The organism is Streptomyces aurantiacus (assembly GCF_001418335.1).
In the GTDB taxonomy this organism is placed as follows: domain Bacteria; phylum Actinomycetota; class Actinomycetes; order Streptomycetales; family Streptomycetaceae; genus Streptomyces; species Streptomyces aurantiacus.
This window is the reverse complement of the sequence record NZ_LIPP01000201.1, coordinates 1-14,798: the sequence shown is the minus strand read 5'-3', so window position 1 is coordinate 14,798 and position 14,798 is coordinate 1. Positions and strand designations below refer to the sequence as shown.

The 14,798-nt window shown below is 64.9% G+C and carries 11 protein-coding genes and 1 pseudogene; 2 read left to right on the top strand and 10 right to left on the bottom strand.

Annotated elements, in window-relative coordinates; genetic code table 11:
- Positions 1–120: 120 nt before the first annotated feature.
- The 8 genes and pseudogenes from AOK01_RS46350 to AOK01_RS25225 form a co-directional block, all read right to left on the bottom strand.
- Complete coding sequence (locus AOK01_RS46350; protein ID WP_342671061.1) at positions 121–1,953, bottom strand: DNA cytosine methyltransferase; 1,833 nt, start codon at positions 1,951–1,953, stop codon at positions 121–123.
- Positions 1,950–2,780, bottom strand: coding sequence for a hypothetical protein (locus AOK01_RS44460; protein WP_213862147.1), 831 nt, complete (start codon positions 2,778–2,780; stop codon positions 1,950–1,952). Before AOK01_RS44460 ends, AOK01_RS46350 begins: the two co-directional genes overlap by 4 nt.
- 65 nt (positions 2,781–2,845) lie before the next feature.
- Positions 2,846–4,837: a hypothetical protein gene (locus AOK01_RS25255; protein WP_157871482.1), complete on the bottom strand. Its 1,992-nt coding sequence runs from the start codon at positions 4,835–4,837 to the stop codon at positions 2,846–2,848.
- Entirely contained in the window at positions 4,834–5,859 is a 1,026-nt protein-coding gene (locus AOK01_RS25245; RefSeq protein WP_055515486.1) for a PD-(D/E)XK motif protein, read from the bottom strand. The genes AOK01_RS25255 and AOK01_RS25245 overlap by 4 nt, the downstream gene beginning before the upstream one ends.
- A complete protein-coding gene (locus AOK01_RS25240) occupies positions 5,856–8,411 on the bottom strand; it encodes a Z1 domain-containing protein (protein WP_055515485.1) in 2,556 nt (851 codons plus the stop codon). The genes AOK01_RS25245 and AOK01_RS25240 overlap by 4 nt, the downstream gene beginning before the upstream one ends.
- 276 nt (positions 8,412–8,687) lie before the next feature.
- Positions 8,688–9,131: a very short patch repair endonuclease gene (locus tag AOK01_RS41605; protein WP_213862146.1), complete on the bottom strand. Its 444-nt coding sequence runs from the start codon at positions 9,129–9,131 to the stop codon at positions 8,688–8,690.
- Positions 9,132–9,297: 166 nt separating this feature from the next.
- A pseudogene (locus tag AOK01_RS25230) lies at positions 9,298–9,631 on the bottom strand (hypothetical protein); the annotation flags it as partial.
- 9 nt (positions 9,632–9,640) lie between these two features.
- Positions 9,641–10,966: a hypothetical protein gene (locus tag AOK01_RS25225; RefSeq protein WP_055515482.1), complete on the bottom strand. Its 1,326-nt coding sequence runs from the start codon at positions 10,964–10,966 to the stop codon at positions 9,641–9,643.
- Positions 10,967–11,315: 349 nt separating this feature from the next.
- On the opposite strand from AOK01_RS25225, the gene AOK01_RS25220 reads away from it, so the two are divergent.
- Positions 11,316–12,146 (top strand): glycosyltransferase family 2 protein, encoded by an 831-nt coding sequence (locus tag AOK01_RS25220; RefSeq protein WP_055515492.1) that lies wholly within the window; start codon positions 11,316–11,318, stop codon positions 12,144–12,146.
- Positions 12,147–12,151: 5 nt separating this feature from the next.
- Here the strand turns inward: AOK01_RS25220 and AOK01_RS25215 are convergent, their stop codons facing one another.
- Positions 12,152–13,198, bottom strand: a complete 1,047-nt coding sequence (locus tag AOK01_RS25215) for an NAD-dependent epimerase/dehydratase family protein (protein WP_055515480.1) — start codon at positions 13,196–13,198, stop codon at positions 12,152–12,154.
- A gap of 153 nt (positions 13,199–13,351) precedes the next feature.
- Here AOK01_RS25215 and AOK01_RS25210 point away from each other — a divergent pair, with 153 nt between their 5' ends.
- On the top strand, positions 13,352–14,704 hold the full coding sequence (locus AOK01_RS25210) for an NsdA family TPR-like regulatory protein (RefSeq protein WP_483855249.1): 1,353 nt from the start codon (positions 13,352–13,354) through the stop codon (positions 14,702–14,704).
- A 37-nt stretch (positions 14,705–14,741) separates the two neighbouring features.
- On the opposite strand, the gene AOK01_RS46620 is transcribed toward AOK01_RS25210, so the two are convergent.
- Positions 14,742–14,798 (bottom strand): SEC-C metal-binding domain-containing protein (locus tag AOK01_RS46620; protein WP_157871484.1); only part of this gene is annotated, 57 nt, incomplete at its 5' end.

Here is a 14,798-nt window from a genome sequence, read left to right as displayed (position 1 = left end):
CCCTGCCCGCATCGGCCGGAACTCGTGAAACCCTTGTGTGAACCCCGCGCACCCGCTGAACAGCTCTCCGACAGTGATCGGCCCGGGGGGGCGGGGGCGGGGCGTGTGCATGGGGTGATCTTAGCTTCGGAGTGCGGCCGCGACGGCCTGTCCGACGACCGTTGCCAGGGGTGGCGGCATCGCGTGGCCGATCTGACGGTACCTGGATGTCTTGCCACCGAAGAAGCGCCAGTCCTCCGGGATGGCTTGGATCGTTGCGGCCTGTTCGACAGTCAACTTGGGTTGGCCTGTTGCGGGAAAACTTGAGTCCGGCGGTTCGTCACCGAGGCTGTTGCCGTTCACGCCGAGGGAGGCCCACGCGTTCTTGCTGCCTGTGGGGCCAAGGTCGGCGCCACCGCGCCGGTCGGAGCCCCCGACGAGTGCAGGAGCGACGCGGTCAGCGCCTTTGATCCAGCGTTCCGCTCCGGGCCATCCATGCCCGGACATTGAAGGGCCGAGGATTTGACCAACGGTCGGGGCTGGTAGTCCGTCGGGCTCGGGCCAGGAAAATTGGGAGAAGTACGGCTCCTTCAGAGCGATCAGAAAGCCGCTGCTGCGATTCTGCGGAACGCCGAAGGCCGCGGCATTGAGCACTCGCCAACTCCAGCGGTAGCCGGCTTCGCCCAGTTTGGTCTCAATCCACGATCTATCGACTGCGAAGCCCGAACTCTCAACCAGATCCGGGACGTTCTCCAAAATAACGGCTTTCGGTTTAATATCGCTCACCAGCTTGATTGCTGCCCTCAGGACCGCGCGCTCCTCCGTGTCCTCGGCGCGGCCGACAGTGGCCGAAGATTTCACGCGGGGGAGGCCACCGCTGATGAGATCGATCCCCTGTGTCTCGGGGCGCACACTCGGATCGAAGTGCACAACATCCATGCAGATCACATCCCAGTGGGGCCGATTGAGGTCGATGGTGAAACAGGCATCGGCCTTGCTGTCGATGAGGAGTACCGGGTCGAACCCGGCACGTTCGAGTCCAAGGGCCTGCGCTCCGGCCCCGGCGCAAATTTCCACAGATCTGAACCGGCGGGACCTGAGCGGCGTCTCTAGGGTATTTCTGGGCATCGGCGGCTCGCCTTGCTGTGCCGAGGTCGTGCGAGACCCAAGAGCGACGGTTTTTCGGGTGGGGTCTTGTTCAGCGGTCGTGACGTTGTTCGCAGCTGGACGCTGGGCATTGACGGACTCTTGGGCCACAGTACGCAGCTCGTTGTCCAGCGCACGCTCCTCAATTCCGTCGAAGAGCACGAAGGGGGCGAGCCGCAGCAGTCTTTTGAGAAAGTCGCGAAGGGTCTCACGCTCGTTCAGGCCGGCCAGATCAAGGTCTTTCCAGACACGGAGGATGGCCCGAACCATGTGCGGGCTTCCGCCAAGTGCCGCACGGCGAGCGTAGATTTGGTCGAATGCTGCCTCGCCGAGGATGGCCAGGGCGCCGTAGGGTTCGGGGTCGCCGGAAGAGTGCACGAGTTGAGCCCGCCACCACAGTCGTCCGAAGACATGCCGGGTGAGGTCCGTGCCCAGGACACGGTCCTTCGGTGGTTGGGGGTAGCGCCAGAAGGCCACATCCGGAAGTAGGACCAGTGCAAGGGCGGCCCAGACATCCCGAGAGGCAGCCTCGGCGGGCACCATGCCCATTTCGGTATGGAGCAGCGCGGCGAGCCGGATGTCGAAGTCGGCGTTGCGCGCGCGATCAGAGTTGTCGGGGAAGCCGGCACGTTTGGCGAGATCGACAACACCCGCGCGAAGTTCCTGGAGTCGTGCGGCGGAGACCCGGTCGCCGCCAGTGGCCACGTACACCGACGACTCGTGGGAGACAGCTATTCGGCCCACCAACTCGGGGACGGTCAGCTGCCGATACTCCTCGAAGAGCGGTCTGGCCTGTTCGGTGAGCAGCCGCGGGTAGAGAAAGCTCATCGTGACACCTCGAACATTTTGACCGCCGCCTGAAGATCCGAGGCAAAGAGGGCAGGGGACTGCCGTTGACGCAGGCGGATGTCGGTGATCGACTGCTCAGAGAACAGCTGGTCGAATAGGTTCAGGAGAGTGGCGCCCAGTGAGCCCTCGGGAAAGTCGGCATCTTCGGCGAATTCATCGTTCCCGAGCGCGTACTCGACCATGATCCTCGCAGTATCCGCGTACACCGCGGAAAGCACGACCCGATCGATCGGACGAGGCTTTCCCGCATTCTCAAATGCGGTTGCAGTGATCGTGTTCTTCTCATTGACGAGCAGGAGCAAGGACCCCATGGTCGCACTTTCGAGGCCTCCGCTGATCTGCAAGTGCCAGGCCGCGCCATCGGGGAAGGACGTCCGGGCGAAGTCGATCACTGCCATAGGGAACTGGGGTGCGTCGCCTTGGAGGCGCAGTGCTTGACGATCGCTCCACAACACAGAACCTGCGCGGCGAGGTGAGGAGGGGCTGGCGTCGTTGCGGCGTTCGGCCAGGACGAGAGCAGTGTCCAGGAGGAGCAGACCTCCCAGATCAGTACCCCGCAGTCGGAAATCGAGTTCGACGGTGCTCATGCCACTTTGGGACATACGAACATGCTGTGCGGGCCCGCTGAGACTGGATCCGGTTGCTGTCCACACCACAGAGAGCATGAGCGAGGCATCGTTCGGAAGACCCGACTGCGAACGTGCCCGGTCCAGGTCAATTCGCACAGACCTGCGGAGGTGCAGGTCCATTTGATAGTCCCAGTCCGGCAGCGCTTCGGGTACGGCGACCTCGCCGTCCTCGGTCACCAGCAGCCACGGCGCGACAGCGACGACGTCCTCGGACGGGGCACGGTAAGGGAGAACGCGCCGTGTCACGGCGTCCTCACCGCCTCGACCTTGATGCCGATCTCAGTCATGGTGTCCGGAGCCGGACGCACGACCGCATACCAGACGGATTCGCCGCCCTCGATGATGTGGGCCTCGGAAGCATCCAGGCGGCCCTCGTCGTCCTCCCAACCGATGAGGACGGGCATGCTCGCTCCGATGGGCGGATCCGTTTCGCGTCCGCCCGTGCCGGGGACGGTAACGGCCAGATCGATCCGGACTCGCTGTGCCCCAGGCACTGGTAGCCGGAATGCCTGGATGAGTACGGAGGAGTCGCCGCGATCGTCGTAGTACGGATCACCGACGTACTGCACCCGCGGGCGACGACGTGGCACGCCGCTGCTTCCTGTCGTGTCGGTGTATGCCTGTCCTTCGGTGTAGTCAGCGCCTCGGCCGCCTACTCCGTCGGGAGCGGATCGATTCGTGCCGAACGGAACAGCCTTCGTAGCAAGCTGTCCCGAGGTGGAATGCTTCGTGCGTTCTTCCGTGTCGTCCGCCTTGGACGCGTGCGTGGCCGTACTACCCGGTTTCGAGTAGGCCGTGGCACCGCCGATTCCCCACGCTCCGCCAACCAACCCCGAGAACAGTGAACTGGCCGCTCCCAAAGCAACGTTGCTGGCGCCTGCTCGCGCGACGCCACCGAGAGAGAGAAGACGCTCCTGGGCTTCGGCAATGCGCCGAAACGTCGTCTGCACGTATGTGCTCTCGGGTCTGTCGAGCGACTGGGGATGCCAAGCGTCGTGTGTGGGTGGCTCGGCCTTCGCGTAGATCTCGTCCATGTCTTCGTCGGCTCGGAAGACGCCCGCGTACCCCTGATTAACGCTGGGGGGCTTCGGGCCGGCCTTGTAGGTGACGACTAGTTCCGCAGGTCGCATCAGACAGACGTGATGGACCAGGTCCTCGATGTCGAGCATGCGGGATGCCCGAGTCGGCTCCAGTGGCGGCATGATTCGTTTGACGAGGCCAAGGCGCCCCAGATGTTGCTTGGGTTTCAGGCAGTGCAGATCGCTGCCGTCGGAACCGATCATTGTCTCGTAGGCAGCAACGAACATGTTGAGCGGTCGGGTTTCCCGCGGATCGGGCACGGGGTACTGGATTCCGTCGCAGGAGACGGAGAACCGCATGGCGGACGGCTTCCCGACAGCGGAGATCATCTTTGGCCACAGGTGCCAGGAGAGGGTCTCTGCCAGGTAGTCGGCAGCCTCGGGCGGTTCCAGTTCGTCCAGGTTCGGATCGATGACGACGATGGTCGTGCCGGTCTCCTCGGCGTTGAAGGCCTTGAGGCCCAGACGCTGTGCGATGCTCTCCGCCTCTCGACCGACCAAGGGCTCGACGAGGTCTTCGCCTGTGTTGCCCCACCAGTGTCGACCGGTGTAGCGACGATTTCCGTTGCCCCCGTCGCCGACATAGCTCCTCCAGAGGGTGCAGCCGATGAGCCGGGTCTCGTGGCCACCCTGAGGAGTGCGGCAACGAGAGTGCACGAGGACGGTGCCGGATTTGGACAGAAGGTAGAAGATGCCCTTGCCGAAGCCGTAGGTGCCACCGCCCAGGGCGGCGTCACGCGGCTCACCGATGTTACGGACGAAGGAGACGAAATCACGGTCGGGGCCGACGGCATCATCCGCCCGAGTCGGTCCTCCGAGGCCGCGAGTGCCGCGATCCGAGACGGCCAGAACTCGGATCGGGCCGTGCCGAAGGGTCTCGCGCAGCGGAAAGTCCTCTGCGCGAGCGGGTGCACCATCGAGTAGTAGCTCGCGCCAAGCGCGAGTGTGGGCTGGGCTCACCGTCCACATGTCGATGCGGTAGTCGACCGGACCGGCAGGTGGTGGGAGTCGGGCATCCCAGCTGTTTTGGGCGGACTCGCGCACCAGGATCGTGAGTAGGTCGAGCTCCGGACGTCCGAGCTGGTTGCGGATACCATCGGCGGCGCTCGCGCCTTCTGGAGGGTAGCGCTGAGAGGACCAACGAGGCTTCGTCACGAGGACTCCTGGATCAAACTGTCAAGCGTCTGGGACACCTGGTCGGGCGCCATGGGCGCAGGGATCTCACCGGACAGGTCGATGGTGTATTCGACATTCAGTGCCGATACGGGGACTCCTGCCGCTATGAGTGCCTGGCCGGTCAACCCAGGGAAGTCAGGAGTGACCAGGTACCACTTTTCCTCAGTGATCGCGAAGTGCACATCGTGGTATAGGTCGGCATCCGACGGTCGGTATCCCACCCTTGCGAGCAATGCGAGGAGTGCACCTTCGTCATCGCACAAGTGCAGTATCTGGTCGACCAAATCGTTGAACGCGATGCCGGAACCGTTCGCAGTGGTGTTCTGCAGGCGGAACCAGACCAAACAAAGCCCCCCGCCCTCCGGCGCTTCGAGTTGGTCGAGCCCGTGAATTCGAGGCTTGCGCCCCGTGCCGACAGTGCCCGCCTTCACCTCGACTGCCACGGCTCCGGCCGAGAAATCGTGGCGGTGCTGCTCGGGGCCTCGCCATATCCGGTGCGCACTTGCGTCCTCCTGGAGGAGGCGACGGAGTACCAGCAACTCTCCGAAGAGCCCGGCGAGTTGTTCAGGCCCGAGTTGTGTTCCCTGCGCGCGGAACAGAGCTTTCCAGCGATCGAGAACGCGATAGAGCGCCTTGACGGGATTCTCGGGCAACTCCCTGGCCGCGCCGAGCACGTCCACGCACAGTTCCGTGAACAGATCTCGGAGGTCGTCACGAAGGCAGGCGAGATCGGCGTAAGACTGGTAGGTCTCCTCATCTTCGAGGGCGCGTTTGCGCAACCGGAGCGTCGGCCCGTCAAGGCCGGGACGTACCTTGCGGTGCGCGTGTATCGGGACAAGGAGATGGCGATGCCCGTCATGGTCGACAGCCACCGAAAAAGGGCTTAGCTTGGCGACGAAGGGGAGGGGAGATACTCGCAAATGACGCTCGCCCGATGTCTGTTCGGCGTCGAGTGCGGTCCAGCGCTCGTCGACCAACTTGCGGAGCGCGTCGTCGTTCATACCTCCTCCCCGTCGAGCAGGCTGTAGTCCTCTTCCTCGATCCACACGCCGGAAAGGTCGGCGGATATATACTTTTCCACCTCGCTGTCCTTGTTCCAGGGTTCGGGAAATACCAGACCGACACCGATCACGTGCTCCTCGGCGTTGAGGGGAGCGCGAAGTTTCTTCGATGGACTCGGCGCGGAGACTTTGTCGATCGGGTAAACAACCAAAAGGCCACTGTCGGGGAGCTTGGCGCGACGCATTTCCATGATTCCCTTTTCGGTGAGCTTAGTTGTGTCACCATCCAGGTCGATCGCGGCATCACGACGGCTCATCAGGGTTTTGATGTCGGCAAGGTCCGGCGCGGGGTTGGCAATGGCGAGACGGGCGCGAGTGTTGAGTCCAACAGCCACATCAGGAGAAAAGGAAAACTTACTCTCCCCTCTTGGGTTGCCGACGATCGCGACGTTCCAGCGGCCTAGGGAGCCAGCCGTGGCGACCCTTTTGCGGATGTAATCGATAATCAAATCCGCGTCATTTTCGGGAGATTTCTCGTGGAACCTGTAGGTCGAGAGGAAATCCGTCACCACGTTGTGTGGTACATCTCGGAAGACGTATCGACCTTCAGTCGAACGTGCTTCGATCCTTACTGCGTTTGCACGAGAAGCGGCAACCAGGCTCCGAGCAGCGGCGATGTTCTGGCGAAGCCAGGCGGCGTCGGTGTGAAAGTAGTGTGTTTGAACCCGTTTGCCGCCGTAGGAGGAGGCTGCCGTGACGGCATTGCGCATCTTGGCTGCCGCAGTTACGCGCAATGCCGGATGAGTGCGTAGGCGGACCGCAAAAGTGCGGGGTGTTTCGGCTTCAGTCATGTAGATTTCGATGTCGCGGCGCATCTCGGTTTCCACGGTGGCCAGGTGCCGGAACCACTCAGCCAGTTCGTCCGTCATCCAGATACGAGGAAGATCGGCATAGCCGTTGCGGAAGCCGAACCAGCGGCCCATCTGCAATAGAGTGTCGTATGCCGAGACGGCGCGAACGAAGTAGCTGACCGATAGTCCTTCGAGCGTGAGTCCCCGGGACAGGGTATTTCCGCCCACGGCAATTGCCACCACTGGGCCGTTTTCGTAATCGAGTCGATACTCGCTGCTGGAGTTGTCCATGATGACGCGACAACTTTCGAGGACTCCCGGTAGATTTGGTAGCAGCTCCTCGAACGGAACTTTGATCTCACCGAAGTCCGAGGCGGGAACTCGGTCGGTTTCCTGTTCCCACAGGTCGTGTAGCTGGGCGATGAAGTCGGCATCTGCCAAGGATCGTGCGGACTGCTCGCGCAAATGCTCTAGTGGCCTTTTGAAGCTGTTGTGCACAGCAGTATTGACACTTGTGTGTATCAGCATTGTGCTGTGCGCATTTCCCGTACCGCGTACATGCCGAGCAGCCGTTACTAGCCAGAAGTACTCGATGGCCCTGCGAAGGGTGTCTGTGATGACGGGCTCGAAGCCTTCAATGTCGGCTTTTGTTCCGGGGCGCACGCACGACACGTCGTCATCGGGCACTGATCGGATCATGTCGTTTCCATCATCGACCTGCTCCGGGTCTTCACCGTCGAGCGCGTAGCGTCCGAACAGGACCTCAGTGCCGAAGTGTCCCTGTGGCTTCGGAAGGTTGACGACAAAGTCCTCTGGGTACAGATCCTCGGCGCTCGGGTCGATCAGCAGGTTCGCGAATGGCGAGGCTGTGTAGCCGACGTAGGCAGACCTCGGCAAAGAGCCCATGATGTCCCGGATCAGTGGATTGATCGACTTCGTTGCCACTGTGGCTTGATCGGCCTCGTCGTCGATGATCAGTGCAGGGCAGTCCTCAAGGTAGTCGGACGCCTCCTCAAGCCACCGGGCGAGTTTCCGGAGTACTGTGGCATTTTTCTTCACGACGCACAGAACCCGCGTCTTGTTGCTCTTACCGAAGTAGGAGGCGGGGTTCGCCTGTGGAGTGAAATCTTTGTCAAGTCCGGTCAGTTGGGACCACATCGTGGGATTCGGCTCCACCAACTGCTGCACCAGCCGAGCCTGAGTCTGACGCCGGAGCCCATTGTGGATCCCGGCCAAGACAATGAACAGTTTGTACCCGCGGTCGGCTGCCTTGGCCATGACCGAGGTGAAGTTGGTGGTTTTGCCAGACTGCACGTAGCCGACGACGAGGCCTCGTGTGGAGAACGATTTCTCCTTTGGATGATTCAGAAGTGAGACCACACGGGTGGAGGAGTCGTCGAGGCTCCTGATCGTGGGCTCCTGAGGCCAACCGTCCTTGCGCAACAGATCCACGATCGCCGGCCAGCACTTGTCCTTGGCGTGCGGTCCGGTGTACCAGGTGTCGCGGTTGCCCAGAACCACCGCGTGCGGTTCCTCAAGCTCTTTGACGCGTATGGTCTGCTGCTCGTGCCGTTCGCGGATGTGCTGGACGATGCCCGGCCCGATGCCCAGTTGCTCCAGCCGCTTGACTGCTTCCGCCGGAGGGAACGAATCCAGGAGCGCCTTGAAGGTGTCATACATACCATCGAATTCGTCGGTCATGGGCGTGGACCGTTCCCCACTCTCGTTGGCTGCAGCCTGCTGAACCGCAGTGGGCCCCCGTCCTTCGGCGTTGCTCCGTGAAGGGCAGAGGGGTCTGAGGCGAGCGGTGGCGCTGCACTCTCGTACAAGAGCTATAACACTATTGGGTGATTGGGGGCCGATGTGTGAAATCGCAACTACGGCCAGTGCTGATAGCCGCCAAATCGCTCGGTTCACGGGGAGCGGCGTCTGTGCCCCGTGAGATCCAAGCTTGGGCTCGGACGCGTACCCCCTGCGTCAAGATCCGTCCTGCGGCCGTTGCACTGCGGTAGCAGCAGCGATGCGGCGCGCCACGCTCTCAACGGGCTCGTGCTCCCAGAAGCGCAGCACTGTCCATCCCGCTGCGGATAGGTGCTCTGTCGTCTCGATGTCGCGAGCCATGTTCTTGTCGAGCTTGGCGCGCCACCACTCCGCGTTCGCTTTGGGGCGGGTTGCGTGCATGGGGCAGCCGTGCCAGAAACAGCCGTCCATGAAGATCGCGACCTTTGCCCTGGGGAAGACGATGTCTATCGTGCGGCGGGGTATGCCGGGTACCGGCACGTTCACCCGATACCGCATTCCCGCGGCATGCAGGAGCCGACGGACCGCCACCTCCGGCGCAGTGTCTCTTGAGCTTTGGCGGCTCATGCGGGCGGAGACGGCGGCGGAGGACGGAACGGCGGCATCAGGCACGAAAGGCATTGTGCCGGCGCTGTTGTAGAAAGTTCTGTTCGGTGACGAAACCCAGAGGGTCGAGCCCCTGTGACGGATACTGGAGTAGCGGGTCGTGGGGCACCCGCAGTGACGACGTCCATGTCAGTCTTCAGGCCGCAAGCGAGCCTGACCTGCTGACTGTCCACCGATCCAGTCAGGCAGCGCCCCCGTGACACCCCTCATAAGTCCGCTCCGACCCACACCAACACCCAGCCCCGCTTCGGCGGCCAAGTCTCCGCCCGTCCCCTCGCCGCCAGCGTCGTCGCGTACTGCGGCAGTAGCGACGCGTCGCTCGGGGAAGCCAGTTCCGATGCCGCGAAGGCCTCGTACGACGGGACCGTGCCCGTCATGATGCCCAGGTTCAAGGTGCCCGAGGCGGCCAGTTTGCGCAGGGAGCTCTTCATCGTTGTCAGGTGTTCCTCGTGGGACGGGTATTCCGTGGACAGGGGAGGGTACGCCGCCACCAGCTCGGCGAGTTCTTCCGCCGGTCGATCAGTTCAGACCGAGGCCGGATGCCCGGCAGCCTTGCCGGTGGTGTCCCTTCGCATGGCGGTCATGCTCAGGTCCGCCATGCGAGGTGCGAAGGCGACGTTGAGTTCGTCGACCGGGTGGACCAGGCCTCGCTTGCAGGTCTTCGCCAGCCACACCGTGCAGTCGGCGGGGTAGGCAGGGTTGACGCCGATTTCGCCTTTGGGAAGGAACCCGTTGAACGGCGCCGCGATCTGGTGCTGGTTCCAGTAGTTCCAGGCGTGAAGAGCCTTGGCCTGTTCGAAGGCGAGGTAGAGCTGCGGATAGCGCTGAAGAACGCGCATCTCGCGGAACAGCGTCTGCCCCAGCAGGGACGGCGCGGTGCGGGCAAGGCTGTCGAAGTCCTGGTTGCGGAAGGTGAAGGTGGTCGCGTCCTGGGCGGGGTCGAGGGACAGAGCGGCTAGCAGGTGGGAGAGGCGGTCTCGGGTGTACCGCGCTGCTCCGGGGGCGAGAGCAGGCTCGATGCGGGCGATCAGGTCGTGCAGGCGCTGGTGCCCGGGGCGGAAACGGGACAGGTCGAACAGCTTGTCCATGCCGCTGACCGCGGAGAATGCCAGGCGCTTGTAGAGACGGTTGTTCATCTCGCCGGCCGCCGCGAACGCCTTCGTCTCGGTGCTGGTGGAGTGGAGCATGAGGTACTCCGATAGCACCTCGAAGTACACGTAGCCCAGGAACGGCAGGTCCTGGACGGCCGCGGCGAGCTGGTCCACGAACGCGCTCGGCGTTGTCCGGCGTCCGGTGGCGTTGGCCAGGACCATGTTCAGGAGAGGCGCGGCTGTACGAATCCGATGCAGAGTTCTCCCGCGCAGCCGGAGGTCCTCGGCCTCGGTGAGGAAACTGCGGTGGTCGAGGTAGGTGCGCAGGTGGAGGCGGCCGAGCCGCAGGTAGTCGATGCCCTTGGCCGACGCTGGGGCGGTGGGCGTGATCCTGATCACCAGGGTGTGGGTGTGCGGCTTGGTTTGCAGCAGGTAGGCGCCGAGGTTGTGCGGGCGCAGGCCGGCGGAAGTCTCGGTCAGCGGCGCGCAGTACAGCGCGGCGAGCAGGCATCCGGAGGAGGCGTAGAGCTGGCCGCTGGCGCGGATGGCGTCCAGGGCCCTCGTGGTGTGCATCAGATGGATCGGGCGGCCGCTGGTGAGCGCCTGGGTCATGGCGTTGTGGGCGAGCAGATGGCCGCCGGGGGAACCGTGCTGCAGCCGACGGCGCCAGTCGTCCTCGCTCTCGGCGCACCCGGCAGGGACGGGCCGGATGCGGGGGTGGGTGTAGTCGGTGTGGGCGTCGTCGAGGTCGGTGTCCACGAGAGGTCTCCCTACTAGCCGGGCGTGAGGAAGCGTCGGGCGTTGGCGAGGGCGTACTGGTGGCGGCTGCACAGAGGGCGGCCTGCTCGCTGCGGTGCCGCGACCACGACCTGACTGGGTACGAACATGTGCCCCGGGCGTGGGAAGCTGGGTGCGGTCTCGGAATTCGCTGAGCGGTTGCCTGCAATCCACCCAGGCGTCATCTGAACCATCGGCTGGTGGGACGGCAGGTGACGCTGGGTGGCGAGTTCATGCAGGCAGGGTGGCCGGGCGGAGTTCGATCGGTCATGGCGTCCTTCGCATAGATGGGTACAGGGCAGGCGTGAAGCTGGGCGTGGCGATCCTGACGATGGGCACCCGGCCCAAGGAGCTGGCGGAGCTGCTGGCCTCGGTCCATTCGCAGACGACTGAGGCGGCGCGGACGGTGGTGGTGGCCAACGGGTGCGCGGTGCCCGATCTGCCGCCGTGGGTCGAGACGGTGCAACTGGGGGAGAACCTGGGGGTGACCGGTGGTCGCAACGCCGCCCTGGAGCACCTTCAGGACATGGACCTGGTGTTGGACCTGGACGACGACGGCCTATTGGTTTCCGATGACGTCTTCTCCAGGATCACCACGCTGTTTGCGGCGGAACCGCGGCTTGGGATCGTCGGCTTCCGTATCGCGGACGAGACCGGAGTGACCCAGCGCCGCCACGTGCCCCGGCTGCGGGCCGGTGATCCGATGCGCGGCGGCCTGGTGACCGGATTTCTCGGCGGAGCGCACGTCCTGTCCGTGAAGATGCTGGAGGAGGTCGGCTACTGGCCGGACGCGTTCTTCTTCGCGCACGAGGAGAGCGACATGGCCTGGCGGGCGATCGACGCCGGCTGGAAGGTGCGCTATACGCCGCAGTTGCTGCTCCAGCACCCGCGCACATCCCCGGCCCGGCACGCGTTTTTCTACCAGGTCAACGCTCGCAACCGGGTCTACCTGGCGCGCCGTCACCTGCCCGCGGTGCTCGTCCCGGTCTACCTGGGAGTGTGGGTGGCCCTGACGCTTGCCCGTACCCGCAGTCTCGTAGGGCTGCGGGCCTGGTTCGGCGGTTTCGCCGAGGGCTGGCGTACCGAGTGCGGGCGCCGGAGGCCGATGCGCTGGCGCACCGTGTTCGAGCTGACCCGCCTTGGCCGTCCCCCGGTGATCTGAACCCCTCACACGGCGGTCCATGCCTCGGTGTGCAGCCACGCCGGGATCGCCTCCGGGGTTCGCTCCAGCCACTCCAGGTAGCGGCTCACTCCGTCCTCGATGTCCACCTGCGGAGCCCAGCCCAGTACCTGGCACATACGGGTGATGTCCGCGCAGGCTCCGAGCGGATCGCCCAGCGGCCTCGGGGTCTCGACGATCCGCGCACCGGGATGGCGGCGGCGCACCAGGTCGGCGACCTGCCGGATGGAGGTGGCGTGGCCAGTGCCGACATTGAGCGTCATACGGTCCGCGCGCTCGGTCACGGCTGACAGCAGGGTCGCCTCCGCGATGTCGTCGACGTGTACGAAGTCCCGAACCTGATGGCCGCCGCCGTTGAGGTGCAGCGGCAGGCCGAGCGCAGCCCGCATGGCGAACCAGGCCACCACCCAACTGTGGCTGTTTTCCTTGACCACTTGTGGTTCCCCGTAGACGGAGAAGTACCGCACGATCGCATACGAGTCGTCGGCGCCGCCCAGGGCCAGAGCGGTCTGATGCTCGCCCCACAGCTTGGTGTTGGCGTAGACCGACCCGGGCGTCAGCGCGTCCTCCTCGCTGAACCGGGCCCCTGCGTTCGCCGAACCGGTGCCGACGCCGTAGACGCTGGCCGAGGAGACGAAGACCAGTCGCCTCAGCGTGCCGCCGTGCCGGGCCGCGGCATCCAGCACGGTTTGGGTGCCGCGGATATTGGCTTCCAGTGCCGCCGCCGGATTACGGGTGCACGCCGCGACGTCGGCCAGCGCTGCGGCGTGGACGACGTAATCACTGCGCGACAGCAGGTCGTTCATCAGCGCGGCGTCGGTGATGTCGCCGGCGACGACGCCCGGGTCGCCGGGCGAGACGCCGAACACGGAGGAGCAGACGGAACTGCCGTAGGCGTCCAGCCGGCCCACGGCCAGCGGCTTGGCACCAAGTGCGCGGAGCTTGTGCACGATGCGGCTGCCGACCAGTCCGAAGCCGCCGGTCACCGTGACGGTGGCGCCGGACAGATCAGTGAAGCGATCCCTTGTGTGCACGCGAGGACCAGCCCTTCTCGACGGCGCCACGCGGATGCGCGGCGTTATGCCGTCGAGGACACCACCGGACCTCGACGTGCTCTAGGGGATGACTGTGTGGCCGGTGTGTGCTCGGCCGCGGTGAAGCCTCCTCACCGCCCGCCCGGGTACGGCATGGTGGACAGGCGGCGTCGGTATCCGAGGGGGCGACATGGAGCTGGACCGTCATCCGCTGGCGCACCTGCGCCGCCATCACCACTGGTCCATAACGACCTCGCCCGCCTGCTCCGTGACCAGGCCCGCAGGCGCGGCCTGCGCAGCGGCATCGACCGCAACCGGATCTGGCTCTGGGAGACAGGCGGCACCACACCGAGCGAGGAGAGCCAGTCGCTGCTGGCCGAGGTCTTCGACGTTCCCGCCACCGCGATCGGACATCTCCGATGGCCTGACTGGCTGCCCGCCTTCGAACAGCCCGTCCCGTTCAGCCCCTTGGGAAGCCGGGCCGCCCTGAGAGAGGTGCAGGTCATCCGTATGGATCGACGATCCTTCCTGGTACTCGGCAGCAGCACCCTCATCGAGGTCGCCGCCGACTGGGCCCGCATCGAGCCACGCCACCTGTCCCAGGCCCTCGGTGGACAAAACATCGACGAAGAGCTTCTGACGTGGCTGGAGCAGCGCTCCGGTGAGCTGCGCTCCTTTGCCGCCGGGCCGCACCCGCAGGTCTCCGGTCTCATCGACGCCCACCTGAACACCACGATCGACCTGATCACGCAGGGCCGCTACACCTCAGCAACGGGCCGCCGCCTGCACGGCGTCGCAGCCGGCCTCGCGCACTGTGCCGCATGGCTGCGTTTCGATGCCGACCGGCACGCCGATGCCCAACGTCACTGGCAGGCCGCCGTCCACGCCGCGCACCAGGCCGGCGACCGCGACCTCGCCGCCGTCGCCCTCTCCGACCTCGCCTATCAGGCCACCTGGTTGTCCAGGCCCGCTGATGCGATCCGCGTCCTGGAACACGCCCGCTCCCGCACCCGTACGGCGGCTGCTCGCTCCCTGCTCGACGTACGCAGCGCACGGGCCTGCGCTGTACTCCAAGACCGCCACGGAACCCAGCGCGCACTGGCGTCCGCCGAGACCGAGCTGGAGCGGATGAACCCGCACGACACGCCTCCAGTGGTCTCCTGGATGTCGATGGCGGACGTCAACGCCGACGCCGGACGCTGCTGGCTCGACCTCGGCGACCCCTGCCGCGCCGGCACCGCGATCGACTCCGGGCTGAGCGAACTCGATCCACGTCGATCCCGTACCAAAGCGGTGTTCCTGACCTACCGGGCCGAAGGCTCGCTCCATGACCGCGATGCCTTCGCCGCCGCGGCTGATGCCCGCGCCGCTCTCGACACCGCCCTGGGCTCCGGGGCCGCTCGCTGCATCGACCTTGCCTCCGCACTCATCCGTCGCCTGGACGACCGGATCGAGCGGCCCATGATCGAGCTGCGTGAGTACGCCCGGGAACGGCTCGCTGGGTGATCCGAGCCGTAGCCATGGCAGGGACCAGCCGTTCTATTCAGGCGCCGCCTCCGTGACACCCCTCATAAGTCCGCCCCGACCCGCACCAACACCC